The organism is Marinobacter sp. MBR-105, assembly GCF_053628895.1.
The window spans coordinates 1-25806 of record NZ_JBRJHG010000011.1; the positions used below are offsets into that span (position 1 = coordinate 1).

Annotated in this window: 25 protein-coding genes; 10 read left to right on the forward strand and 15 right to left on the reverse strand. The window is 50.7% G+C overall.

Going from position 1 to position 25806, the window contains the following annotated elements; genetic code table 11:
• Nucleotides 1-308 precede the first annotated feature (308 nt).
• From ACSSVV_RS13295 to ACSSVV_RS13340, 10 genes are all read right to left on the reverse strand, one after another.
• Nucleotides 309-908, reverse strand: a complete 600-nt coding sequence (locus ACSSVV_RS13295; protein ID WP_454106374.1) for an HNH endonuclease family protein — start codon at nt 906-908, stop codon at nt 309-311.
• A gap of 240 nt (nt 909-1148) precedes the next feature.
• Nucleotides 1149-1580 carry a hypothetical protein gene (locus tag ACSSVV_RS13300; RefSeq protein WP_454106375.1) on the reverse strand — a complete coding sequence of 144 codons (432 nt, stop codon included), beginning with the start codon at nt 1578-1580 and terminating at the stop codon, nt 1149-1151.
• Nucleotides 1580-1741, reverse strand: coding sequence for a hypothetical protein (locus ACSSVV_RS13305; RefSeq protein ID WP_232902434.1), 162 nt, complete (start codon nt 1739-1741; stop codon nt 1580-1582). Before ACSSVV_RS13305 ends, ACSSVV_RS13300 begins: the two co-directional genes overlap by 1 nt.
• A gap of 150 nt (nt 1742-1891) precedes the next feature.
• Complete coding sequence (locus ACSSVV_RS13310) at nt 1892-4099, reverse strand: KAP family P-loop NTPase fold protein (RefSeq protein ID WP_454106376.1); 2208 nt, start codon at nt 4097-4099, stop codon at nt 1892-1894.
• A 181-nt stretch (nt 4100-4280) separates the two neighbouring features.
• On the reverse strand, nt 4281-7463 hold the full coding sequence (locus tag ACSSVV_RS13315) for a type I restriction endonuclease subunit R (RefSeq protein WP_454106377.1): 3183 nt from the start codon (nt 7461-7463) through the stop codon (nt 4281-4283).
• Between the two features lie 45 nt (nt 7464-7508).
• Nucleotides 7509-8336, reverse strand: coding sequence for a hypothetical protein (locus ACSSVV_RS13320; protein ID WP_454106378.1), 828 nt, complete (start codon nt 8334-8336; stop codon nt 7509-7511).
• A 31-nt stretch (nt 8337-8367) separates the two neighbouring features.
• On the reverse strand, nt 8368-9288 hold the full coding sequence (locus tag ACSSVV_RS13325) for a GIY-YIG nuclease family protein (RefSeq protein ID WP_454106379.1): 921 nt from the start codon (nt 9286-9288) through the stop codon (nt 8368-8370).
• Nucleotides 9285-10655 carry a restriction endonuclease subunit S gene (locus ACSSVV_RS13330; RefSeq protein ID WP_454106380.1) on the reverse strand — a complete coding sequence of 457 codons (1371 nt, stop codon included), beginning with the start codon at nt 10653-10655 and terminating at the stop codon, nt 9285-9287. Before ACSSVV_RS13330 ends, ACSSVV_RS13325 begins: the two co-directional genes overlap by 4 nt.
• Nucleotides 10652-12637: a type I restriction-modification system subunit M gene (locus ACSSVV_RS13335; RefSeq protein ID WP_454106381.1), complete on the reverse strand. Its 1986-nt coding sequence runs from the start codon at nt 12635-12637 to the stop codon at nt 10652-10654. The genes ACSSVV_RS13330 and ACSSVV_RS13335 overlap by 4 nt, the downstream gene beginning before the upstream one ends.
• 42 nt (nt 12638-12679) lie before the next feature.
• Complete coding sequence (locus ACSSVV_RS13340; protein ID WP_133007686.1) at nt 12680-13243, reverse strand: recombinase family protein; 564 nt, start codon at nt 13241-13243, stop codon at nt 12680-12682.
• A gap of 444 nt (nt 13244-13687) precedes the next feature.
• Here ACSSVV_RS13340 and ACSSVV_RS13345 point away from each other — a divergent pair, with 444 nt between their 5' ends.
• From ACSSVV_RS13345 to ACSSVV_RS13365, 5 genes are all read left to right on the forward strand, one after another.
• On the forward strand, nt 13688-14368 hold the full coding sequence (locus ACSSVV_RS13345; RefSeq protein WP_454106382.1) for a hypothetical protein: 681 nt from the start codon (nt 13688-13690) through the stop codon (nt 14366-14368).
• The gene (locus ACSSVV_RS13350) at nt 14361-14978 is read left to right on the forward strand and encodes a hypothetical protein (protein ID WP_454106383.1); all 618 of its coding nucleotides are present in this window, start codon (nt 14361-14363) and stop codon (nt 14976-14978) included. Before ACSSVV_RS13345 ends, ACSSVV_RS13350 begins: the two co-directional genes overlap by 8 nt.
• Nucleotides 14971-16077 (forward strand): MBL fold metallo-hydrolase, encoded by a 1107-nt coding sequence (locus tag ACSSVV_RS13355; RefSeq protein ID WP_454106384.1) that lies wholly within the window; start codon nt 14971-14973, stop codon nt 16075-16077. The genes ACSSVV_RS13350 and ACSSVV_RS13355 overlap by 8 nt, the downstream gene beginning before the upstream one ends.
• Before the next feature lie 448 nt (nt 16078-16525).
• The gene (locus ACSSVV_RS13360) at nt 16526-17830 is read left to right on the forward strand and encodes an IS1380 family transposase (RefSeq protein ID WP_454106385.1); all 1305 of its coding nucleotides are present in this window, start codon (nt 16526-16528) and stop codon (nt 17828-17830) included.
• Nucleotides 17831-18121: 291 nt separating this feature from the next.
• On the forward strand, nt 18122-18421 hold the full coding sequence (locus ACSSVV_RS13365) for a type II toxin-antitoxin system TacA family antitoxin (RefSeq protein ID WP_454106386.1): 300 nt from the start codon (nt 18122-18124) through the stop codon (nt 18419-18421).
• A 723-nt stretch (nt 18422-19144) separates the two neighbouring features.
• Here ACSSVV_RS13365 and ACSSVV_RS13370 read toward each other — a convergent pair.
• A complete protein-coding gene (locus tag ACSSVV_RS13370; RefSeq protein ID WP_454106387.1) occupies nt 19145-19504 on the reverse strand; it encodes a hypothetical protein in 360 nt (119 codons plus the stop codon).
• Between the two features lie 223 nt (nt 19505-19727).
• Between ACSSVV_RS13370 and ACSSVV_RS13375 the strand changes: the two genes are divergently transcribed.
• The 5 genes from ACSSVV_RS13375 (at nt 19728) to ACSSVV_RS13395 (ending at nt 22152) form a co-directional block, all read left to right on the forward strand.
• Nucleotides 19728-20417 (forward strand): metallophosphoesterase, encoded by a 690-nt coding sequence (locus ACSSVV_RS13375; protein ID WP_454106388.1) that lies wholly within the window; start codon nt 19728-19730, stop codon nt 20415-20417.
• Nucleotides 20414-21019, forward strand: coding sequence for an exonuclease domain-containing protein (locus ACSSVV_RS13380; protein WP_454106389.1), 606 nt, complete (start codon nt 20414-20416; stop codon nt 21017-21019). Before ACSSVV_RS13375 ends, ACSSVV_RS13380 begins: the two co-directional genes overlap by 4 nt.
• 21 nt (nt 21020-21040) lie before the next feature.
• Nucleotides 21041-21364, forward strand: coding sequence for a HipA N-terminal domain-containing protein (locus ACSSVV_RS13385; RefSeq protein ID WP_041656104.1), 324 nt, complete (start codon nt 21041-21043; stop codon nt 21362-21364).
• 76 nt (nt 21365-21440) lie between these two features.
• A complete protein-coding gene (locus ACSSVV_RS13390) occupies nt 21441-21680 on the forward strand; it encodes a hypothetical protein (RefSeq protein ID WP_232902444.1) in 240 nt (79 codons plus the stop codon).
• Between the two features lie 4 nt (nt 21681-21684).
• Entirely contained in the window at nt 21685-22152 is a 468-nt protein-coding gene (locus tag ACSSVV_RS13395) for a nucleotidyltransferase domain-containing protein (protein ID WP_232902445.1), read from the forward strand.
• Between the two features lie 39 nt (nt 22153-22191).
• Here ACSSVV_RS13395 and ACSSVV_RS13400 read toward each other — a convergent pair whose 3' ends face one another.
• The 4 genes from ACSSVV_RS13400 to ACSSVV_RS13415 all read right to left on the reverse strand — a co-directional run bounded on the left by ACSSVV_RS13400 (nt 22192) and on the right by ACSSVV_RS13415 (nt 25787).
• Nucleotides 22192-22431 (reverse strand): AbrB/MazE/SpoVT family DNA-binding domain-containing protein, encoded by a 240-nt coding sequence (locus ACSSVV_RS13400; protein ID WP_011783950.1) that lies wholly within the window; start codon nt 22429-22431, stop codon nt 22192-22194.
• 148 nt (nt 22432-22579) lie between these two features.
• Nucleotides 22580-23734 (reverse strand): MobV family relaxase, encoded by a 1155-nt coding sequence (gene mobV, locus ACSSVV_RS13405; RefSeq protein ID WP_011783949.1) that lies wholly within the window; start codon nt 23732-23734, stop codon nt 22580-22582.
• A 330-nt stretch (nt 23735-24064) separates the two neighbouring features.
• Nucleotides 24065-25570: a YfjI family protein gene (locus ACSSVV_RS13410; RefSeq protein WP_454106390.1), complete on the reverse strand. Its 1506-nt coding sequence runs from the start codon at nt 25568-25570 to the stop codon at nt 24065-24067.
• Nucleotides 25563-25787 carry a hypothetical protein gene (locus ACSSVV_RS13415; protein WP_041656101.1) on the reverse strand — a complete coding sequence of 75 codons (225 nt, stop codon included), beginning with the start codon at nt 25785-25787 and terminating at the stop codon, nt 25563-25565. Before ACSSVV_RS13415 ends, ACSSVV_RS13410 begins: the two co-directional genes overlap by 8 nt.
• Between the last annotated feature and the right edge of the window lie 19 nt (nt 25788-25806).

The following is a 25806-nucleotide window of genomic DNA, read 5'->3' on the forward strand; positions in this document are numbered from 1 at the left end:
TGAAGTTTCTAGTTTTCGCCATCGTCTTCACCTGATTCATTATGTGAGTGATCATACACTCAAAATCAGGTGGCCAGATTCACTATGCCACTACATTTGTTTAAAAGAGCTTGAGCTTAACTGAACGTCCAGAAAGGTCCGCTTTGAAAACCGAGTGGACGCAAAAGTGGGGTGATTTTTTTGCGTGCTACTACATGAACAGAAGTCACGCCATGGTTTCTTTCAGCTAACTTTTAGGATTTTAGATTAGTATGTTTACTAAACCTAAAAACGCTTATTCACTCACTCATACGATCATTTGGGATATTTTATATTGTTATAGAGAGCATGTTTAGGCTACCCTCGACAGGCAAAAGATTGACCGGATCGTTGGCAAACTGTTCGCGGCGCTCATCTGACCACCTCCATGCACCTCGCTCCCAGGCTAAAGCGAGTGGAACCACGTGGTCGATCTCGATATTGGCAGCGTTCTGTATCACCTCCCCAGTAAACGGACTAATCCATCGGCCGGTGACCACCCGACACCGCTTACCATCAGCAAAACGAACCGGTGTCGTCGAAGTCGAAATCAGTGCTTCGGCACGGCTATCCTGACAGTCGCGATCAGCATCATCCCAACCATGACCAAAGGCTGATCGCTGATACTGATTCCGGTTCTCTGAGAGCTCCCCAGCCAACTTTCGGGCCCCACTCAAGCTAACACCGCTGGGCAGCCGCCCTCCAGCGTCCAAACACGCCTCAAGGGTCTTAAAGGGTATGTAGTTTAAGGTTCTTTCGTACCAACTACTCTGCGGTGGATGGCACAGGCCGCTGGTTGATTGTTTAACGAGATCTGCAGCCGCACCACTGCTAGCAAAGCAGATAACACCGAGGATCATTAAGCGAGATAAAAGGAAAGTGTTCTTCATGGATCTATCTGGTTCGAGAGGTGAAAATGTCGGCCGTAGCAGTTTGTTACCTTGGGGTAACTAGCGCGACCTATGACCATCTATGAGTCGCCCGACTTCGTTGCTTTCGGGGCTCTTTTTCAAGATGCATCCTTGGCAGCCCGTCATTTCTTAGACCAGGATCTAGGCTGGAGACTTTATTCAATCACGGGTCACAAGATCTCTATGCAGAGCGAACGCCTTGCTGCGTTGAGGTGATCGCTATGCCGTAACCCATGGCTCAGCAGAGGTCAGCCAGCCCCGCATGGGTTCCGCACGTTTCAATTGGCCAGACCGCTCCAACTCCAAAACCCAGGTAAGAATACGCTCGAAATTCACAACGTCGTTAATGTCAGACGGTTGAACATTGGGAACCATTGCGTTGTCTTTTTCAATATGGCGGTAGAGCAGGTCAAAGATGGCGCGCTCATAACTAGCACAGAGGACTAGGTCGGTTTTGATACCGGCCAGAGCAAAGTATTCTGTCACATTCACAAGCTCGCGTTTTCCAAAGAACCAGGATGTGTCTGGATAATCCCGGCCAGATAGGGTCCATTTGGTGTCGGATAATGGAAGGCTATGCCAGAATGGTTTTGGTCTGCCCGGGTGGGGAATGCATAGGGCCGCCAGGGCCGTAATATAGACCGTTCCCACTATTTCTGCCCTTCCGACGGCTGATTACGGTTTTCGTTGATGCTTTCACATACGCCTGCCGCGGTATCGAACCACATATCCCACACAGAGTCGGTGGGGCGATCGAAGCGCTTCCCCCGGCCTTTCAAAAGCTCCTCCTCGATCGGACGTTTGCTCGCCATGGTTATATGCGCTCCGTCTTTATCTAGTAGTAGTCAAGCATGCGAAGGGTGGCATTCACCATAACGTCAGATTATGCGCAGTGCTGATTAGACTGATGAGCGGCTCACAATGCCCTTGACCGGGTCCGAGTCACGATGGCCCTCATTGAACTAATCTAGAGCTTGCTCGATTGCCTGTTGAAGCTCTGCAGCTTTGTCCGAAAATTCTCCACTTTGCATTACATCCAAGCGCGTTTTTACCTCATTCCAATCGAGGAAACTGGAAACAGCCTTTTCGGACAAAGGATAATAGACCTTATCACTCATCGCCCAGCCCCTAAGATGGTTCAAAATATCAAGAAAGCCTTCATCGGATTCACTATATTCTCGAACCCAATTCTTCGCTTGATCGTCATCAGTTAAATTCATCCAGCCATATAAATATGCTGAAACATTGGGCAGGTTAGGGATCAAATTTTTTATATCTTGTTCACTGACACGCTTCCTGAGTATTTCGATTATGTCGTCCAGAAGATCTTCTGAAATTTCCCATTGTTCGGGTCTCTCGGCTCTCTCTCCAACTTTTCCATGGTTAAAAAGCTGACTTCTAAAAAACTTTCCAACCAGCCAATTGATAGCCTTCCCATCCTGCGCCATAGATCGGACAGTATTTGCTTGCTTTTCAGGATTCAGCTCTCGTAATCGCACAAGACAGCGCTTTGCAACGATATTAGCAATCCCATCAAGTGAAAGGGCAAATGACCGAACCGCGCCATCTTCTTTCATTGCGATATCCATCATTCCCGATAGCGCGTGGAGTATCCCTGATAGCTGGCTTTCATCAAGACTGGAGATACAATCATCATCGAGCCTGTCCAGAACATGCTCAAACCATGTTCGACCAGAATCGCGACGCTTCATAGTTTCCGCCGCAAGACGGGATTCAAGTTGGTCGGTGTCATTGCGAGCCAGCTCTAAGATGGTATTGAAGTCCTCGTCTGGCATAACAGTCTTCGGGCCTGTGAGCGCAAAGTAAAATCGATAATGCAGGGGGCTGCCAAGTCGCTTTAGTCTGACTGCTTCAGAAATTGCAGATGAATTTATGGCATTAAAAACTCGCTCTGACACTTCTTCTGTATCGACTACTCCGGGAATGAAACGCGCTAAACTCCAAATTGAGTGAACGGAACCCGGGCCACTCGCAGGCAGAAGCATCTTTAGCTCTTCTCCCATTTTGGTTTTTTCATCTTCTGAAACAGTCGCGTCTCCAGTCACTAATACAGAGCGAACTGATAGGTAAATCTCAAGCCACTTATAAAGTTTGTAATTCGTTGTTTTTATGAGATGCAGACGGCAAAGATCGGGAAAGTACACGTCATCTTTAACCTGTGAAAATACGAATCTAATACTGTTCAAAGCAAGCTTGACTTCACGGGGTGTCGACAAGCCCATACCTTCTCGGTCGACGGCATACCTTAAGTCGTGGAGGATCGCTCCATCGAGATCCACACCGGTTGCTTCGAAATAAATGGCTTTCGCCTCATTTCGAAACTGGGTGCGAAGATCAAATGGTTCTGGGAGTGGAATGTTAAAAGTAAGTTGTACAATTTTTTGAAGAAAAAGATCACCATCTGAGACTTTCAGACCGGTCTTTAGTGCTTCGGACAGAACCTCCCGGTCATAGCACATTAAATAAACGACTTTCGGGAAATCAGCTACGGATCGCACTAACCGAACAACCTCAACCGCCTGTTCGGGCTCGAGACGGTCGAGATCATCAAGAATGACAATAAACCCTACATTAAGCTCTTGGATCTTGACCGCTAGTTCCTGCTTCAACTCAGAAGGCGTTGGGCCAACATCAAAGATTTCATCTGCTGCACTTGCACTGGCTGCCAGAGCGCCACCAATAGCTTGCGCTCCTGGAAGAACATACCCAGCAACGTTCGCCAACGAAGCAATTCGACGCGCCGTCTTTGGACCATAAGCACGGAGAAGCCTGCCGACTTCAGCTACCCTTTCCTTCGTTGCACTTTGTCCCTCGCCATAAGACTCTGCGAGTTCATCTTCCTTTTGTTTCAAGACCGCTGCCATTGGTTCTAACAAGGATAAAACCAATGAAGAAGTATCGCCGTTCAGCCACGGAGCAATTGTAATCGTATGTATCCCGCTCTTCTTTGACGCCTGAAGCTCGGCGCGAAGGAAATTCAGGAGTGACGTTTTGCCAGAGCCCCACCGTCCTTCGAGCCCAATCACCATTCCCTCGCCTTTTGCTGCCTCAATGATTGGTGGCGCGAGTCGTTTAGCGATGCCAACGAAACCGAACTTGTCTTTTGCTTCGTCTTCCAGGGCGCGATCAGGGTCCAGAACTGAGGTCATCATCTCTCCAATACAGAATTTTAACGTATATCGATCACGTGGAATCCGTGGTCTCCACAAACTTCTTCATAGCGCTGCTTACGGTATTGCCTTGCTATGCCTGCTCTGTCCCCCAAGGTTTGAATTGGCGCAAAAACAATACCAAACAACAACACAAACGCGTTTCATATAAACCACCAAGTTACTTTATGAAGCGCCTCAGCTCTGAATCGCCACCTTTCTCACTTAATAGACGAAGAATGAGTACGGCAAAGGCTTTTTGGCTGTCCTCGTTTTCCAAAATTTCCATAGACAGCTTTTCGTGATCCGTCATCGAATCCAGAACTAAATCGGTAAGCCTCTTCGGAAAAAGCCCATGCATCACTTGATCCGTTGAATGGCTGTTTACCTGGGCCATCACTGCTTCGTCCCGGCGAACCCGATCAGCAATGCCATTGGCAAAATGAAGCTGATCCTCATCGCTGACTTCAGCACCGAAGATGTCGTTTAACTTCTCGATGATTTCAGACAGACGCTTCTTCTCCGGGTCACGGGGCTTTCCGGTACCGACACCGGTAATCGGATCCAGCCCGTCTGGGTCGTCCTCCCCCTCTAATCGGAGCTCGTGCTCCTTTCGCTTGGTGATCCGGTAATGTGAGAGGGCCAGCTCAGAGATGTCGATTTCGTCGTCGTCCAGGGCCTCCTGGCGCAGCAGAGGGAGGAGATGTTTGGCAAAGACACACAACTGCTCAAGCTCTGCATCCTCAAAGAACACAATCTGCGACAGGAACTCATAGGCTCGAACAAAGCTGCCCAGGTTTTTCTTGAACAGATCCAATTGATCGAGACCTTCGCCAATCTCTTTGAGAGAAGCATCAGCCTGCTTCAGACCAATGGTATTCCCATCAGCCTCAGCCTGTTTCCGGGCGGCTCGGACCTGCGCTCGTTCGTCGCGAAGCAGCTTGTACCGCTTGTTGAAGCGCTCCCGGGCTGGCTGGCAGTAATAGCTGAGCTTGGAGGCTTCGGCTTTTGGGTCGAAGAAGGCCCTGGCAAAGGCCTCCACCTCGTCCCAGTGGTACACCTGCTCGGCATCCAGCGCTTCCTGGATGTCATAGACCACCTGGGCGTCAGAAACCCCGGTAAGTTCCGCCTTGTTGTAGTACGGCAGGAACGAATCGAGGATCTCCTGAGCGTCGTTGATGAAATCCAGGATGAAGGTTTCCTTGCCCGGGAACAGCCGGTTCAAGCGAGAGAGCGTCTGGACACACTCCACGCCCTTGAGCTTCTTGTCCACGTACATGGCGCAGAGCTTCGGCTGGTCAAAGCCCGTCTGGTACTTATTGGCTACCAGCATCACGTTGTACTCGTCCGTATCGAACGCCTTGGCGTGATCGCGGCCATTCAGGCCCGGGTTCAGAAGACTACTGGTTTCAGTAACCTCCTCCGGAATCACATCATCCGCTGGCAGGCTGCCTGAGAAGGCCACCAGTGGATGAACGTCCTGATAGCCCTTGTCCTGGATGTACTGCTGCATGGCCAGCTGGTAACGCGCAGCCTCCTGCCGACTGCTGGTCACCACCATGGCCTTGGCCTGGCCATCCAGCAGGTGCCGGACATTTTCCCGGAAGTGCTCAACGATGACCTCAACCTTCTGGCTGATGTTGTATGGGTGGAGGCGCACCCATTTGGCCAGTGTGGTTCGGGCCTTCTTGGAATCGACCTCATCGTCCTCTGCGTCCGGGTGAGCGAGCTTCCAGGCGACGGCATAGGTGGTGTAGCGCCGTAGCACATCAATGATGAACCCTTCTTCGATAGCCTGTCTCATGGAGTACACATGGAAAGGCTCTGGCTTATTGGACTCACTTCGAGGCTGTGACGGATCCGGCTCACGGCCAAACAGCTCAATGGTCTTGGCCTTAGGCGTCGCGGTAAAGGCGTAGTAGCTGATGTCCTGGCTAGGCTTTCGCGCAGAGACGGCAGCATCCAGAAGCTCTTCTGCACTGATTTCCTCACCTTCGGGTAAGTCACCACCCAGGATGGCCTTCAGCTTGGTTGCGGAAGAGCCAGTTTGCGAAGAGTGAGCCTCGTCTGCGATCACGGCGTACCGCCCTGACGCCAGCTTGGGATACTTCTCCAGCGCATCGAACAACGCCGGGAAGGTCTGGATGGTCACGATAATAATTCGGGTCTGTTCGGCCAGAGCCTCAGCCAGCTGCTCTGATTTACTCTGGTTACCCAAATCACGGTTGATAGGGCGAACCACGCCCTGAGCGTGCTCAAACTGGTAGATGGTGTCCTGAAGCTGGCTATCCAGAACCGTTCGGTCGGTCACGACGATGACCGAGCTGAACAGCTTGTTGCCCTCGTTATCGTAGAGCTGGGCCAACTGATGGGCTGCCCAGGCAATGGAATTGGATTTGCCGGAGCCCGCACTGTGCTGGATGAGGTAGCGTTTGCCGGCACCTTCTTCGCGGGTCGTCTGAATCAGCTGGTTAACCACGTCCCACTGGTGGTACCGGGGGAAAATCAGGGTTTCCTTGGTCTTCCGGTTACCATGGAAATCTTCTTCGGTTTTCTTTTCCAGGTGTAGGAAACGGCCAAGGACCTTAAGCCAGGCATCCTTCTGGAACAGCTGCTCCCACAGGTAAGCCGTGGCGTAGCTACCCTCATCCTCGGCACGGGGATTCCCGGCACCACCATCGGCCGTGCCTCGGTTAAACGGCAGGAAGAACGTGTCCTTTCCATTCAGCCGGGTGGTCATCGCCACTTCGTCCTGGCTGACAGCGAAATGGACCAATGCCCCACGCTTGAACGTCAACAATGGCTCCGGCTTCCGTGTAACCGGATCCTTTATCGGACGATCCTTTTTGTATTGGCGTTTGGCGTGTTCGACGGTTTGTTTGAACTCGCTTTTGAGTTCCAGCGTCGCCGTCGGAATCCCGTTCACGAAAAGCACCAGGTCGAGACGGGGATTGTAGTCACCGGTGCGGGCATGAGGCGAATAGGAGACTTCCTCGACCACACGTAACCGATTCGCGTTATATCGACGCTCTGTGTCCGGATTCATGCCGTGATCCGGCTTGAAGCTGCACAGATCGATTTTTACACCCGGCACTTTGAAGCCATGGCGAAGCACATCGAGGGTGCCCTTTTTCTCCAGTTCCCGAACCGTTTTCTGGATGAGCACTTTTTCCGGGTTCTGAGGGTTACCCTTGCAGAACTTTTCCCATCGATCTGGCCAGGCCTCCTGGAAGTAACCGATCAGGTCTTCCGGATACAAGGCATGCACCTTGTCGTACTCCGACGCCTTGCCGACCAGCCAACCCTGATCACTCAGAGAAGCAATAATGTCGTTCTGGAACACTCTCTCTCGGCTGTCAGCCATGACTACTCCTTGTATCCGTCAAATCGTTTTTCGGCCGATTCGTGTTCAAATGCCTTTGATGTGACTGTTTACCTGGTACCGAATAAGCTGGTTGCCCGCTTCAATGACCTCTATGCGAGCACCACGATAACCGATGGTCTGACTCTCGGAGAGGTCATACTTCAAGTCCGCAGAAAAAGCAGGTCGAGCGAGACTCCCGGAGTATTCGCGATATTTGAACGACAACTCATCACCAGAGCGCCCAAGGTAAATCAGCTCCTGCCGAAAAGTTTGCCCATAATTCGCGAACTTGTATCGCTTGGTACACTGATCTTCTGGCACTTCGACAGCAAACATGGCTTGTGAGCCCCCGAGGATGGAGCCGCTCAGAATCGTCCGACCACCGATGGAGATGGCTTTCTCTTCCGGTTGCTCCCCCCGATCGTTCGATACCCAGTTCGTGATGAGTTTGCCGTTCTCGTTCATTAAATTCAGATTGGAAACCTGGAGAGTGCAACCGGTATCCGTTGGGCCCGCCACAAGCTGGTAATTCGCTCCAGTGATGGAGATGCCCTCGTTGAGAGGCTTCAGATTGCCATAACCATAGGCAATACTCTCACCCTCGGGCGATTCATAACCGATTTGATAGTGATCGCCCGGCAAGAAGAACCGATACCCGCCCTGCTCAAACTCCAGGTCTTCAAGCTTAAACCCTGGAGAACCAATGCCTCGGGTGCGCTCTAACACGGTTTCACCGATTTCCGCGCTGATTGGCCATCCAAGCGGGGGATACATTTCTGTATGAAGCTTCTGGGTAACACCGGTCGTTTGGCAACCCGCGAGAGCAAAGCTACCCAAAACAGCGATGCCAGCCAGTCTGATTATTGATGTCATGAGGTACTGCCTATTCCAGATCTTTATGGGTTCAGTCCGTGAGCTCTGGCGAATCCTGAGCCTCAACGAGTGAGCTTTGCCAGTCTCCGTAGGTTGTCTGGCTACCCTTGACCATCCAGCTGATTCGGCCATTGGCATTTCGGCCGGATACAATAGCCGCAGCGGCACTTGGACTGTTAAATTCATAGTCTTGGGCAAACAGCCGTTTCCCGTTGGTCTCGTCTGCCAGCACGCCATCCTTTACCAACTGGTCGTACAGGTTGCCATAACCATTAGCCTTGGCTGTCCATTTAGGACGGGCTTCCGATCCCTGAAGGACGACAAAACTGCCATCAATTTCCCGTGCTTGCGCTTTAACGCCATATTTTGGCAACTCCATCTCAAACAGTGTGTCTTCGTCGGACGATGGCGATTTGGTGTGCAGCGCAGCAGGCTCACGCAGGAAGTCGAACCCTAAGACCGGAAGGATGATGCGGATTTGCTCGATGAAGAACGCCATGTCGGCCTGATCGGACTCAGGGAGCACTGTGTAATCGTGGGCGGTACCGTTGACCAGGCCACAGCGTCCGGATTGCTTGGCAATGGTGATGAGCTGGCTTTCCAGGTATTTCACATGAGCTTTGGTGAGATTCTGGTCTTTGCTGGTGATCAGGCACACCCGCTCCCAGAAATCCTTGCCGCCTTGGGGCTCAGGACGATTGTGCTGCTTTAAGCGCTTGGCCACATCATCGGATTCGCCGATGTAGACCAAAGGACGCATGGCGTTGTCTGGATCCGGGCCTACAAGGAAATACACGCCGGTACGACCGCACTCGGGCCGTTGCACCAGTTCCGTCAACTTAGTTCGAGGCCCTGTCAGAGCATGGCCGGTCCAGTTCATGATTTCTGCAGTCAGAAGACCGTTCGGAGTGCCGTCTACCAGGAACAAGCGGATGCCGCGTCCATGGCTCATACCGTAGCCTCCATCCTGGCTTGGCGAACTTCTTCATCGAAGGCACTTTCCTCAGTTGGTGGTTGCCAGTTGCGGACATCGATCTTGCCGGTTACCGCTGCGGAGATCAGCGCGGAGCGGCGTTCCTTTAACAATTCCATAGAGTGTTTAGCTGCGCCCATCAGTTCAGCAAACCGGCGAACCCTTTTCTCCAAGAAGTAGTGAATTTCTTCTTGCTCAGCATCGCTTGCCGGTACAACCAACGGAATCTTGCTTATGTAACTCGAACTGAGATTCATCTGGCTGGTTTCATTACCATCATCTCGAACGTAGGGATAGGCAGCGATCATGAACCAGCGCAGAAAGTGAACATTCAACGATCGATTCGGTGCAATAGCTGCACATGCTTGGTTATAGGCAGCGTGTGTACCCAAAATCGCCACCCGACCTCTTGTCACACCTTGTCCATACATCGCCATAAGCATCGTCCCTGGAGGCGCAATACGTACAGCCGAGTTTCTAACTCCCTCTCCGGTAATATGCTCTTCGGCTTCGGTAATTAATTTGTAATTAACCTCACCTGTCTTAATCCAAGGAATATCACCATTCCAATATTCAGGATTTGATCGATCTGGTGTCGCTCCAGTGTTGATTTCGGCGTAGTAACCCAACTTGGCTACCATCCAATGCGCCGGCACCTCCCCAAGCCACTCCACCCCAGAGTCCTTCATGGGCACATCCGGATCCAGCCCCTTGGTCACCGCATGGGAAATCACCGCCTGGCGCTTTTCCTGAAGCAGCTCTATCAGGCGCTCCTGCTCGCGGATCAGGGCGTCGATCTTGGCGGTTTCGTGGTCTAGGAAGCGGGATAAGATTTTCTGCTCAACAAGTGGCGGTAACGCGACCTTTATATTCTTTAGGTCGTCCCAACCAATTGCCGATCGATGTGCAAGAATACCGTTGCCAAATGACTGGGCCCAAGCCTGGAACTGCTTGTCTTCAAATACCCGTAAAGCGTAACGCTTATCCACCACGTCCTTTAACGGATTCAGAACGATATATACAGGACTACAAACACCACTGTAGGGAGATAGACCATACGATCCGATACCGTAGTTCATGCTGTTAATGACTAGGTTTCCAGGGCGAACTACTTTGCATTTGGCAAGGTCATCAGGTTTTTTGTTACCCACATCACCTTTGTCCTCATATCTAATCACCCCGACGTTGGCCATCAGTGATAAGTAGTTCTGATTTTTTCCGTCAGTATTTTTCTCAATGCATTCGTCGACTACAGCTCGGCATGGAACCAACTTCCAATGTGTGGGTATAGAGTCTATTCGCTCAAGGTTCGTTTCTTTATATTCGGGATACGCGAGGAGACTCATGCAGACAACTCCTCGATCATCTGCTTGATCCGATCAGTGCATTGCTTCAGGTCAGCATCGATCTCTTCCAGAGGCCGAGGCGGCGTGAACTCATAGAAGTGCCGGTTAAAAGGAATCTCGAAACCAACGATGCCCACTTCGCCATCCTTCTCGTCCCGCTTCGTCTCATCAATCCAGGCATCAGGCACATGGGGTTTCACTTCCCGTTCAAAGTAGTCGTACACGGACTCTGAGAGTGGCACGTTCTCATAGTCCCGAAGGCCGGTATCGGCTTCTGGATTGCCTTTGCTGTCCGTGCAGATATCCGCTTCTGGATCGCGTTCACTCAGGGCATTGAGTAGGGCTTTCAGTTGAGGCGCACTCAGGTACACCTGATGATCGGTGAGCGAAGTCTTCAGGGCCTTCTGGAACTGTTTGCGATTCCGGTAGACCGTCTCGGCATCCATAGCACGACAGGCAGCGAGGATCTTGTCCTGGTCTTCTTGATCCATTTTCTGGATGGCTTTTTCGTCCGCAATCCGCTGAAGGCGTTCTTCCGAGGTTTGGAAGTTCAGCTTCAGCGGACGTTCAACCGTGATGCGTCTGTAACCGAAGGCTTCGATGGGGAAAATCTTGCTCTTTTTGGTTTCCTGAAAGTCCCCATACATCCTCACGATTTCGTCCTGATCGGACTCGCTCACAAACTGGCGCTTACTGCCGAGGGACTTACGCATTTTGGTCGCCCGGTCAGTTGCATCGATTAGCTGCACCTTGCCTTTGCGTTCTGCCGGCTTATTGTTGGAAAGCACCCACACATAGGTGGAGATTCCAGTGTTGTAGAACATATCCGTCGGCAGAGCCACGATGGCTTCAACCATGTCGTTCTGCAACAAATAGCGCCGGATTTCGGATTCGCCACTGCCGGCACCACCCGTAAACAAGGGGCTGCCATTGAGAATGATGCCGATCCGGGAGCCGCCTTCACGAGCATCCCGCATCTTGCTGACTAGGTGCATCAGGAACAGCAGAGACCCATCGGACACACGGGGTAGCCCTGGTCCGAAACGACCATCGAAGCCGCGCTGTTTGTGCTCATCGGTGACCTGCTTCTGAACCTTTTTCCATTCCACGCCAAACGGCGGGTTACTGAGCATCAGGTCAAACTTATTAGTAGCCAGCTGATCATCCGACAGTGTGTTTCCTAGCTTGATATTGCTGACTTCCTGTCCTTTGATCAGCATGTCGGCTTTACAGATGGCGTAGGACTCCGGGTTCAATTCCTGGCCGTGTAGCGAGACGGTGACACTCTCGCTGATCTGCTGAATGTACTCGTCGCCTTCGGACAAGAACCCGCCCGTTCCAGCTGTAGGATCGTAGATGGTCACAATGCTATTAGGCGTTAACCGGTTCTCCTGTCCGGTCAGGACAAGGGAGGTGGTCAGATGCACGATGTCACGAGGCGTGAAGTGCTCCCCGGCGGTTTCGTTAGAGCTCTCCGCAAATTTCCGGATCAATTCTTCAAAGATGATCCCCATACCGAAGTTGCTGATGGTTGCCGGGCTCAGATCAATGCTGGCAAACCGCTGCACCACCTGGTAAAGCAAGTTGTTGGCGCTGAGCTGTTGTACGAAGTCTTCGAAATGGAAATGCTCGAAAATTTCCCGGGCATCCTGGCTGAACGACTGGACATAACTCATCAGGTCGTCGGCCGTCTGGCTGTCAGATAGGGTAGCCAGGCTTAATGGCGAAGCATTAAAGAACTGCTGGTCAGCGGCCCGGAGCAGGAGCTTCTCACGAACCGCATCTGGTTTAGTTTGATGTTCTTGGGCTGCTGACAGTACCTGGGCTTTGGTTGGCTCCAGCACGCACTCCAGGCGGCGTAGCAGGGTAAACGGCAGAATCACGCGCCCATACTGGCTCTGCTTGAAATCACCGCGCAGAAGGTCGGCAACCGACCAGATAAACGCGGCGGTTTGGGAGTGGTTGGTTTTGTCGTCAGTCATCCGTGGAGCTCCAATACAGCATGTTGTCGGGCTGCGACTATCTCAGGCAGCCAATCCAATTCTTTTAAGTGATGCGTTCAACGTCGTTCGAGTCACACCGAAGTGAGCCGCAACTTCTGTTTTCGTGATTTGAGGGTCGGAGAGCATGGCCGCTGCTTTACGGACGTCCGAATCGGACATAGATGGTTTCCGGCCGCCTTTGCGCCCCCTTGCCCTAGCTGCCTCAAGACCAGCCTTTGTGCGCTCTCTAATCAGATCATGCTCGAACTCAGCCAATGCGCCGAAGATATGGAACACCAGGCGTCCGCCTGAGCTGGTTGTGTCGATTGCTTCGGTAAGCGATTTGAAGCCAACTTCTCGATCATTCAGATCCTGAACGATCTCAACCAGATCCTTCAGTGAGCGTGCCAGCCGATCCAGCTTCCAGACGACGAGAATGTCCCCTTTTCGGAGGGTACGAAGGCACTGCGACAGTTCGGGTCGCTCGCGAAGTTTGCCAGTAACCTTTTCCTGGAAGATTTGCTCACACCCAGCTTTTTCCAAAGCGTCCACCTGAAACTCAGGATTCTGATCCTGGGTACTGACACGCGCATAGCCTATGATCATTAAACGCACCTTTTCTAATCATAGTTTTTTGTACGTGATTTCTGAACACAAAACAACAAAAAATTGCAGGTTTTCGTACGAAGGGTCTAGGTGTCCAACAAACGACCGTTTTCAGTCTATCCTCAGGTTGCAATCCAACGCTAAGGAGAGATGAGTTAATCATACCTCCATAGGGAGTACCGGAAAATTGACTACGCCTCTACCAAAGACGATGGTGAATTTGGACGCTGCAGCCTTTAGTGGTAACGTTCAGGTTCTACAAAGCTATAGAACGTTCCTTTTTTCAGAACCCAAGCTTGCAACAATCGCCGTATACTCTCGGTGAGGGTTTGAAGAATTGAAAGCACTACATGTGCGTCAGTGAGGGAAAGGGGTACTCCAGCCGAAAACGTTGATTCTGGACGGCGCTAGAGTGATCACGAGCATTCACTATTGAGAATCTAAATGCGACACTTCAAGCTTTTGGAGGAAGGGATCCAAATCGTCCTCCTTGGATCGTTTAACCCGGCGATTTTTCATCCCCAGTGGTTCGCCCGCAAAAATTTGATGTCTGATTCAGAGGCTGAGGCTGCTCAGCTCGAAGTTTGTCATAGCGACGTTGCAAAATTCTCTACCGACTGGTTTGAATTAGAGGTCTTGCAGAAACGTTTGACGATCCGAACCAAGCACATAGGCCGGGCAGAAGAGTTGCGCGATTTAATAGCCAGTACTTTTCTTGTCTTAAATGAAACTCCAGTCGAGGCTGCGGGCTTCAATAAACAGTGTATATACCGGGCTGAATCAGATAAGTATTGGCACCTCGTAGGAAACACTCTAGCCCCGAAGAATATATGGGAGGAAGTTTTGCCCGGCGCACCACTTGGAATGAAAGGGGTCGAGATTCAGGGCGCAAGAGATGACGGATTTCCGGGAGAGAGAAACGTTAAGGTTTTCCCAGTCTTCAATCAAGGCTCCAAGAATACTGATATTGCTTTCACTTTCAATTCCCATATAGAGGTTACGCAAAGCATCGATGAAAGAAAGGCTGAAAGCCTATACGAAATATTCATGAGGCTCTTTGAAGTCGAGATGGAGCTGGCGTCGAACATTTTCAAATCTACATTGGAGCGTATAGAAGATGTTTGAAACTCAGGCAAGCAGAACTCATTCGTTCGACAGTACCGTTGATGATTCGAAATATGATGTTGTCGCCCGCCTAGAGGGTGCGATTAGATCAGAAGATGGTTTTATAAATACAGATTACGAGAGGTTATCAAAATTTGCGGACCTTTCTGTTGCTCACCTTCATCATGTTCTAGAGGGGCGTGACTTTGAGGATGCCTCATCTTTTGGCTTAGCATTTAAGCTAAAAAAGTATGAAAGAATATCTACTCGCGCTACAAGCACAGCACTTGCAGGAAAGTTTGAACTTCTTCAGAAGTGGGCTGGCCATGTTATCGCTATCGAAGATGACGAATTCACAGCGGTTATAAAAGATAAAACGAACCCGGACAATCCGGACGAAGAGGTTGTAATCGCGCTTGATGAGCTCAGCCCTTCCGATCAGCGAGCTCTTACCGTTGGTAGCGAGATTTTCTGGACTATTGGTTATGAAACCAACCGCTCGGGAAGCAAGTCCAGGAAATCAGAGATAAGGCTTCGCCGATTGGCGCCATTTTGCCAAGAAGAGTTTGACCTGGCTAAAGAGAAAACCTTGGAGATGAAAAACCTCTTCGGAGTTAATGATTTTGGATAAAATCCAAAATTTGGGGTCGGATGGGGTCTCAAGCATTTCGCTTTTTGGGCCGGGAGTTGGTGAGAGCGTTTGTCTGCATCTGGGCAACGGCGATTGGTTCGTCATTGACTCATGTCGGGATCCTAAAACGAAGCGACCTGCGGCATTATTGTTTCTTGAAGAACAAGGCTTGGACCCAGCCGAAGTTGTCAAAGGCATCGTCGTTTCGCACTGGCATGATGACCATGTCCGAGGTATGTCTGAGGTCGTTCGTTCCTGCCCGCACGCCCAAGTTTTTTTGTCTGTGGCTTTGCAAAGAGCTGAGCTCTACGAGTTAGCGAATATATACAGTGGTCGTTCTACGCCTGTTCAGACGACGGACACCGGCGTGACGGAGTTACAAAAGGTATTCAGTATCCTGACGCCGAGGGTGAAAGAAGCCAAGGACAGAAATATCGAGATGCCGTACAGCTTCGTCGGTCCTAACTCCCTCTTGTATCGTCGGGACCGAGTAGAAGTTTGGGCATTGTCTCCCTCACAAGGCGAAATAGCGGCCGCGCTTGATGACTTCACCTCCCATTTAGATGAAGCGCGCCGACGCCCAAGAATCATTCCGAGACCAACCAGTAACTTTTGCGCAATAGCATTGCACGTTCGCTTTAATGATGCTGCAACAGCAATATTGGGCGCTGATTTAGAAACTTCAAAGACTAATCCTTTGATAGGCTGGGACGCCGTTGTAAACAGCAGGTTGAGGCCAGAATCAAAAGCTAGATTTGTGAAGATTCCTCATCACGGTTCGGAAACAGGGCATCATCCGAAATTCTGGACAGAGCTTACAGAAGGTGATCCAGTCGGGATTCTCACCGAGTTCTCATCACATAGTTTGCCGCGGGAACAGGATGTGAGACGGTTGAAGTCTTTGACATCGGCTCTGTATTGCACAACCGCGCCTAAAGCGAGCCTGCCCAAGCGAAATAAGACTGTTGAAAAGACTATGAGTGGAGTCGTCCGTTCGAGGCGGGTTATTGGTTCTTCCCGACTTGGGCAAGTAACACTGTCTATTGCAGAAGATGGTTCCCACCGAGTCGATTTGGGCAGTAACGCAGTCGAGCTATAACGTTTAGCTATACCTATTTACACCAAAAGCCGCTCGAGTTTATCGGCCGACGGTCACGATGAAATCTAGTAGGTAGTGCACATCTAAAACCGATCTTTCTAAATTACTTTTCTTGCTCTCGAACTTCCTCCTTCTATCTAGTCAGCTTCATTCAGACAATTCACTTGCCTCGTTATTAATATGGCAAGCGCGTATGGCTGACGCTGTCTGATCACGGTGTGGGATTATCGTGGGAGGTGCCTCGAAACTTTTGATAAAGACGGTCATCGGCGCCAATCTAGACTAAAATCGGCTTTATGGTGACTTAACATCGTGAACGGTCTTTTGGGTTGTTCGTTAGATCATTTGGCTAACCCGGATTTCTCATCACCCTCTAAACAAAAACGGCTGAAAGCCTTATGATTCCTGTCGCTAAACAAAGAGTCATAAACCTTCAGCCGTGCACGGAATGCTACCAGATCAAATCGCCTTTTCGCCACTCTCCCGCCGCCTCGTCGAAGCTAATTTTTCCGGCGGCCATATCACCTCGGATGCTGGCCTTTTGCTGCTGCGGGAAGTGGACCGCCAGCATCGCCTGACTCGGCAGCTTGCCCAGATCTTTCCAGATCGGCGTGATCCAGGGCGGATTCAACACCCTCTTCCGATGTTGCTGGCGCAGCGGATCTATGCCCTGGCCGCCGGGTACGAAGACCTCAATGACCACGACGATCTGCGCCACGACTATGCCCTGCAGACGGCGGTCAATCGGCTTCAGCCCCTGGCCGGCAAGTCAACGCTGGGGCGCCTGGAGCAGCAAACCAACCGTAAAGCCGTGGTGGAAGCCCATCGTATCCTCTGGGAGCACTTCATCGCCCAGCACGACTCGGCCCCTGCGGAAATTGTGCTCGACTTTGATGCGACGGACGTGCCCATCCATGGGCATCAGGAAGGCCGCTTCTTCCACGGCTATTACGACCACTACTGCTTTCTGCCGCTCTATGTGTTCTGCGGCCGCCATTTGCTGGTCAGCTACCTGCGTCCCAGCAACATCGACGCCGCCCGTCATAGCTGGGCGATTCTGGCGCTGCTGGTGAAGTTCATCCGTCGCCACTGGCCGGATACGCGCATTGTGTTCCGGGGCGACAGCGGCTTCTGCCGCCATCGCATGCTTGACTGGTGCGACCGCCATCAAGTCGATTACGTGGTTGGCATTGCCCGCAACGACCGCTTGGTCCAGGCCGCCGCGCCGGCCATGAAACTGGTGGCTGAAGCGGCGGAACGGGCTGGCTGCAAGCTGGCCGGCATTTACCGATTTCTCTACCGGGCTGGTAGTTGGCGTAAGCAACGCCTGATTGTCTCCCGACTGGAGCACGACGAACGCGGTGCCAATCCGCGCTTCATCGTGGTGTCCCGTTACGAGGAGGACGGCGCCAAGCAGTACTACGAAGATTATTGCGCCCGTGGTGATATGGAGAATCGCATTAAGGACCAGCAATTGGACTTGTTCGCTGGCCGCACTTCCAGCCCGCGTTGGTGGGCCAACCAATGGCGCCTGATGTTGTCGGCCTTCGCCTATGTGCTGTTCGAGCGGTTACGTGATCACCTCAAACATACCGAGCTGGCAAGGGCCAGTATCCACACGCTGCGCCTCAAACTTCTCAAAATCGGTGCAGTGGTGATCCGCAACAGTCGCCGCATTCGCTTCCTGCTCAGCGAAGCCTATCCCCTAAAAGACCTGTTTGCCGGCTTGGTTGCACGTCTCAAACCGACGTAGCCGATCGGGCGTCCCCGGCCCACACCAATGGGGGTAAGGGGGCCGTCTGCCTGATCGGCGGAAAAACTGCCGTAAGCGACTAAAAAGCGATCAACTTCACCCTGCCGACCGGGTCACAATCGAGAAAAAATCAGAATCGGCGGGGTGATGAGAAATCCGGGCTAAGTACCGATTTTTCAAAGATTTTTCTTTCGATGTTGATCTTTCGCCACCCTGACGGCGATCTATAATATCTCAGCACCCGAATTTAAGTTCCAGTCTAAACGCTCACATTGTAACAGGCAAAAGACGATGCACAGAGACCAAAATAGCGCTTCCCTGGTTATACATATCGATGAGGAAACGCAAACACTCATTGATCGCGCCGCTGAGCTTGCTGGTAGCACGCCGGAAAAATTTATAATTCAGGCTGCAACAAAAGAAGCTTTAGCTGTCGAAAACGACGCTCTTCATATCGCGGTTTCAAATCAGACGGCTGATCGAATACTGGAACTTTTGGACAACCCAAAACCGGTCTCCCTTCAGCTTCGGAAAGCGGCCCTCAAACATCGCCAGCTTGTACATCAATATAGATCAAAAGATAGCCGTTAAACACTTTTGTACTCTAAATTGCAGATGTCCGTCGGAACTCAATGTGACTATATGGCTAATCGATAAGTATTGATCCCGTAAAATTACGCCTATCACCAAACACCGTAGTAAACGACTATTTGCATTCACTCTGCGACTATGGAAAAATTTCCATGTTCCTCCAGAACAACGTAATTGCCGCTTTCGAGCGGCTTTTTTTATGGCTGAACCTGCTGCTCAACTATTAACGCTGAAATCTCAGTGGCCTTACTTCTGGATCCAAAATTGATAATCTCCTGCAATGTAAGAAAGAAACCATTTCAAAAAACCATTGTAAGGCTTTTGGTCATCCAAAAAACCATTAAAGCTGAGCCTGTGGCAATTAGTAGCGGAAAATTACCCTCTCAAAAGCCCCTCATCTAACTGTTTAGTCCATCCGACATAATGGAAATGGTTTTTTCCTTGCTCGACATGGTTCTTTCCTTGCTCACCTCTCAACAGTAGCTATGAGGATTTGGCTGGTAGCTCGTAGCTGAGAGCTCAGCCTATGGCTGAGCTCGTTGCTGAGCAGTCAGGCTTTGCCTGGCTGTGAAGGAAAGCTCGGGCCGAAGGCCCGAATGACGGCAAGAGTGATGGTTCGGCGATCTACCAGCGCTCACCTACCATGATATCTGCAATACAACCCGCCATTTAAAAGCAAGGAAAGAAAAACACCAGGCACGAAAAACCACTGCCCGCATCAACTCACCACCCAGCGCCCAACTCTATGTAGTTTTGTATCCGCTGCATAACATCCAGGCTGCCGTCAGTAATGAGCACCTCCAGCGGCGACTTACCTCCAAAAAGGCTATGATCGTTAGCCACCGACATAAACCCGTATACATTGGCCGGATTTTCGAATTGTAGCCGAAGGGCGGCATGGATATTCAGTACGTGACTAATCCTCAACACCTGATCCGAAGATAGTTCGTCTGAAACAGATTCTTTATCCCCAACCCCGAGAACCTTGAGCCTCTGGTCTTCAGAACACCCCCATTCGGCCAGGATTTTCAATGCGACATCTAATCCAATTTCTTCCTTAGAACGTTTAGGAAATTGTCTCATTCATTTCACTCTCGAATTCCAAATCACTTCCATCAAGGAAAGAATTAAAACCATCAAAAAAACCATTTTCCAAAAATTTTCTGTCAATTTTCAGAAATACCTTAAAAAAGTAATATATCTTTTGATAACCAAGCCAAAAATTAATGAGATCATGGTTTTTACATTGCCCCCAAAGGCTCCATACGCGTTATTCTAACTTTACGGACGATTTGAGTTTTGAGTCATGATCAATAAATTAACCGCCCACCTTTCGATCCAACAAAACCTCCAGGGTAAAGACTGGCTATGCGGAGACATTCATGGCCAATACCATGAATTGCTATATACCATGGAGCAAAAGGAGTTTAACCCCTTACTTGATCGTCTGTTTCTACTGGGCGACTTAGTAGACCGGGGCCCCCAATCCAAAGAGCTATTAAACTGGGCACTATTCACCAGCAACGTCTACAGCGTCATGGGCAACCATGAGCTGACGTTCGCAGCCGGCGCGTGGAGTCCTCGGCATAGGCAAAGACACTTATCGATGGGAGGTCAATGGTCCGATCAACTGGCGTTGGAGGAGTACCGCAGATTAGCGCAGCTCTGCATCAAGAGCTTTCCACTGACCATCACCTTGGAATGTGAACAAGGTACTTTAGGACTGGTCCATGCTCAGAGCCCCTCAGATGACTGGCTAGAGGCGCAGACCGCCACAGTTACGGAAAGTTTTGCCGTTGATTGTACCTGGCCCTGGAATCGAGCTCAGGGTCCGGCACAAATCATCAAAGGCGTGACTGCGGTTGTATCTGGCCACATAGGTATGAAGGAGGTCGTTCGACGAGGGAATCAATTCTGGATAGACACCCTTGAGCAAACTGGAAATATTACCCTCATTCCAGTCGCTGAAATTTTTAAATGGATGAAACGTACATGAGAAACAAGTCGCCGGCTCTACTTGTGGTCGACCTTGAATCAACCTGCTGGGAGGATCTGACTCCCGAGGGGAAACGTCAAGATGTAGATAGCATGGAGATCATTGAAATCGGATGCGCACTCGCAACACGAGACGGGCAGCTTCTCGAAAGCGCTAGCTTCTTGGTCAAGCCAACCCGCTTCCCTCAACTTAGCGATTTCTGCACAGCTCTGACGGGAATTACTCAATCAATGGTTGATGAGGCCCCAACCTACCCTGAAGCTATTGAAGCGCTGAACAAATGGCTGGGAGGGCTTTCTGATGAGTTCATCTGGTGCAGTTGGGGAAACTACGATCGTCGGCATGTAGAAGCCCAAAACCAGCAAACAGGCTCACGCCCAGCAATGAGTCGATATCCTCATCTGAACCTAAAGCGCATTTGGCGGCGCACTACCGGACAGAAACAAAAGAATGGTCTTGTCAACGCCCTAGCTTTTCACGATCTAACCTTTGAGGGAAGTCACCACAGGGGCGTCGACGATGCCCGAAACATCGTCCGACTTCTGCCATTTATGGATTGGTCGCTTGAGGCAGAATTATTGGCGAATCCAGACCTACCTTAAATACAGGGAGTAGCGTTATCTATGCATCGAGTCAAACACAAAGCAATCGTTTTTATGCACGGCAAGCGCGTAGGCCACCTAGAGCGACATGGAAATAGAGTTCTATTTCAATACGACTCAAACTACCTCGAATTCGGAAAGCCGCTGAGCCTTAGCCTCCCTCTTCGTTCGGAACCTTTTGAATCGGAAGGGCTCCCTGCCTACTTCAGCGGACTTTGCTCCGAAGGTTGGTTGAGACGTATTCAGGCTTTTGAGCAGCGAATTGATCCCTCCGACGAGTTCACTTTGTTGATTAACAATGGCAGAGACCTCGCGGGCGCAGTAACCATTGAACCAACGGATTGAAACCCAGGAAGAACGTCAGAGAACGAGCCTATTGCGATAGGTCTTTGATCTGTTCAAATTTGAACGGGGAGTCGGAATGACAGCGGAAGAGCTCATTGAGCAACTGAAAGAACTGCCACCGGAAACACCAGTTCTGGTAGAGGGGTACGAAACCGGATTCGACGACATCGTCGAGCTTACAATGGAACAGGTTGTTCAGTACCGACATGCTCAGGAATGGGATGGCGAGTATCAGAAGTCTAACAGATTCGCAAAGCAGATAATCGGTGCACCAAACGCTGTAGTGATCCGGGGGCGCAGGGGAGACAGACGGTAAAGCCATGGAAAAACGAAAGCGCTATCACCTCCGAAAATTGCTGACCCACTGTAAACCAAGTGCCCCGATGCCGGATGCCATGAGAGAGTGGGACCAGTTGAGGTCTGTTGGTTTGGAGCAACCTACTTTGGCCGGCCAGGCGAATATACAGGAGGCGGCGCTAGCTTTTTCGGAAAAATTGGCTGATCGTTTCGGGGTAGTTCAACTAATCTTGTATGGCAGTCGTGCACGTGGCAATTATAAGCCAGAGAGTGATGCTGACTTGGCAGTTATCCTAAGTGGATCGCCTGTTGATTTCGTGGTGACGAAGCTGGATATGGCAAGCGTGGCGTTTGATGTGCTCGTTGAGACCGGCGTTTTGATCCAGCCTCTGCCGATATGGGAGAGCGAGTGGAATAACCCGAAAAACTACTCTAATCCAGCTCTACTTCAGAACATTGTCCGTGAGGGTATTGTTCTTTGGAGCGTTTGATTTCGAAAATTCACCCAGGGTCCACATCAGATGTTGCTTTCAATCTGGCTCAGGCTGCTCTCGATCCGACATAAAGTCATCCGTTGCCCTCTCATCAGAGTCAAAAAACTCATCCCACACAGGATCAGTTGGTCGCTCATAATGTTTTACTGATCCCTTGAGGCGCTCGAGGGGAGCAAACTCCTGAGGAAGCGGTTCAGCCAACTCGTCAGCATGAGATGTATATGCATCTAAACTATCCAGCAACTCTTTTTCAGTTAGACGCTTTACTGTAGCCATAGCTAGCTCCCCCCTCTGGCTCTCCTATCACTGTGTCAACGATTATATCTCCATTTTGGGCAACATCATTACTCCAAAACCCAAGATCATCGTCTACACGGAAATAAAACATCGGGCTAGTTCACGCGAGGGCCGAATAATCAACAAATCAATCATTCTTCAGGCCATCAGCGTCAACAACAACCATCTCTTCTAACTGTGCAAATATTCTCGATTTAGTTTCACTCCGATCCAGCCGATACTCCAAATCTTCCAGGGAGATATCAAGACGATGGCACATCACTTCAATTACCCTTCCGTACCTTGAATTCAAGGTTTCCATCTCATCCAGTTCATCGATCGTTTCAACATAAAGTTGCTCAAAGTGCTCTGCCACTCCTCGCAGCGTTGAGAGCTGAGCCAAGTATTGATCATACTCCAACACCCATTTTCTCAATCCATTTGGATCCAGTCGTATATCTCGGAATGCTTTCGTGCGCTGTAACTCCGTTTGATATCGAAGTTGGAATTGCTGTGCAACAAAGAGTGCCTCTCTCCGCGCTTGAATAAGTCGATGTAAAGAACTCAATAGCGCCTTTCTCAAACGCGCTGTTTCCTCGTCAGCCCACGCTCTGCGCGCGGTTTGCGTGATGGCAGGTGGCGGACACCTAACTCTGAAACTAGGAAGGCGTATTTCCTCTCGTTTAATTTCAGTGGGCAATCTGGAGTACCATGTCCTCAGCTCAGAATGCCGGGCTCGCGATTTCTTCAAGCCTCTCTGCAAACTTGAGTCGAATGAACTCATGAACTCCGCATATTCATCCTGGAGCTTGGCCAATTTGCCTCGCCCATCGAAGAACCTTTTCGCCGATAACGTATGGATACCGTCACTGTCCTTCGATACTGGAACCATGTAGGCGTGAATATGGGGACTGGTCTCATCTAAATGAAGTACAGCACTCACTATGCGAGCTTCACCATACTTTGAGTTGAGAAATGATAGGGAACGCTTAGCCCAATCCTTTACATAACCCCCATCCTTACCCCGCCAATGACTTTGTTCGACGGTCATCACGAACTCCACAGCCCATACGGCGTCGCTCCGAAGACGCTTCTTCCCAGACAAAGATCTTTGATCCGAAATCTTCGACACCAGACTCAAAATTTGTTGGGCAGGCGTTTTTCCTCTTCCTTTCAGAATCTGATTGAACCGACTCCTTTGAGGATCAGCATTCGGGGTGCTGATCTCCCTCATCACATGAGCGCTACTGCCAGCGACATTAGCCCTTTTGAGTTTCTTCAGTCTAAGAATTGCCACATTCATAATGGGTTACCTGGCCCAGGTCCTGACATAGGTGTAGTGAGTACACTTATGTCTTTATGGGAGAACGAACTCAGCACGTTGCCTGAGTCCCTATAAACTCAACCAGTATGCAATGGCGGAAATGGCGGAAGTGGCGGAGAACTATAAAATTCTTTAAAAATCAGCGTGCTGCCGCACGAAACCCCTGGCGGGGGAATGGCGGGCCATGGCGGAACATTGCATAGACTCTATCCGCCAAGCTCCGCCAACCGATCCGCCATTTAACCTTCTGATTTTCAAGGTGATCCGCCAATTCCGCCATTTCCGCCGCTCACACTGGCGTACTGGGGATCAACTAATCAGAGCCCACGCAACAGGCCGATCGCTTCGCCCTCGTCTAACAACTTTCAAATAGCCTTCATCAACTAGATAGGCCAGAGTCCTCCTCAGGTCGTCGGCTTTTCGATGACAAAGCCTGCGAGGCACCCTCTTAAAATCATCAGACGCTATCTGCCCTCCCTGCTTACCTTTGATCCAGTCAAGGAGCTCTCCTGCCATAGCCGCTCGTCGTCCGAAGAAAACACTCTCCTCCCTGGAGGCGGCCGACCACAGGTAGTAATCAATGAGCGTAAAGGCCCGCATGACATGATCAGAGTTAATTTCAGGCTCCCCATCAAATAGAGATAACGTGGCAGCAATTCGTGCAGCCATTTCTGGCGCCTTGCTAGCGACTCGCGCAATGCCCGAAAACGTCCCGCCCGGACCAATTTCCGCCTCAATACGGTTGTAATGTCTTACCCACTCTTGCAAAGCGGGACCAGATATCTCTCGCACCTCCGGTAATACTCCTCCAGTATGGGGGCATATCGAAATTGGCGTATTCAAGAGCTCTAACAGCCGCTTGCTGTATCGCTGATACTCCGGAATACATCGGATATCACGACTCAAACTGTGCTCATCCACAAACCTGCTACCAGCAATACTTTGTTCATGGCATATGAGGAAACGTGCCAAAAAACCCTGGCCGTCTAATAACGGGTCAGAGAGGACTTTAGCTGCCACAACAGGCTGCAACATTAAATGGGCCGACAAACGCCTGTTCCGGAGCTGGCCGGACTCCAAAGCATTTGCACGCGTTCGCGTTACCGGATCTCCGCCCCATAGCGCCGACATTATCGCTAGCATTCTCCCCCGGCTCTCGTCGGTCATCCCATGGCCTCCAAAGAAACCTATACCCTCATCGGTGAATATCCCCGCCGTTGGCATCCCATCGCGAAGATGCGCGTATAGGCCTTCCGCATTTGGCTCTTGAATCAGAATGTGTGGGATTGGAGCTGGGGATGGACGATTTAATTCCATCGCAGTGAGAGCTTTCGCGAATGCCTCAAAGTCTTTCCCTGTAGATTCTTCAACGGCTTTTGAATGTTTCTGCTTAAGTGCCTTATAGCTTGCCTCCCAGGCTTCTCTACCGGCCCTGTAATGAGGCTCTTGGGCCTTTAGCTCTCGAGCTCTCGCTTCTTGCCATTCATGAACGGGAAGCAGGGCGAGCTTATCGACCGTAGATTTTCGATCACCTGAATCAGCCACCGAGAGGAAAAAAAGTGATATCGGACTCCGGAATGCTTTTCCACGGGCGACGTCAACAAGGGGCTGACCTGCGAGTGTTGCGGATGCCAGGACTGATTGAGCAGCAATCCCCCGCGGCACCATAACAACACCGGCTAATGAAGCGGCGACTTCCCCGAGCACTTCTCCCAGTGCGTCAATCGGGTATTCCAGATCTTTTGTCGGACCTAGCAAAATCCCATCGTTGGAGGAAGGCGCTGCAGAACGATTAATCTGAGGACTGTCAGCCATTTAGCTCTCCTTTTTGAGCATCCATAGCCCACTGCTGGAGAACAGAAAACTTGTAACGGACATTGCGTCCAAAATAGACATGCTGCGGAGCCGGCAGGCCGGCCAACTCATTATTCCACCTACTCTGCCTTAGCGTTAAAGGGCTGAATCCTAAGTATTCGGCAGCCTGACGCTCATTCAAAAAACGGTGTTCCAAAGAAATAACATTATCGGTCATGGATAGTTCCTGGTTTGAA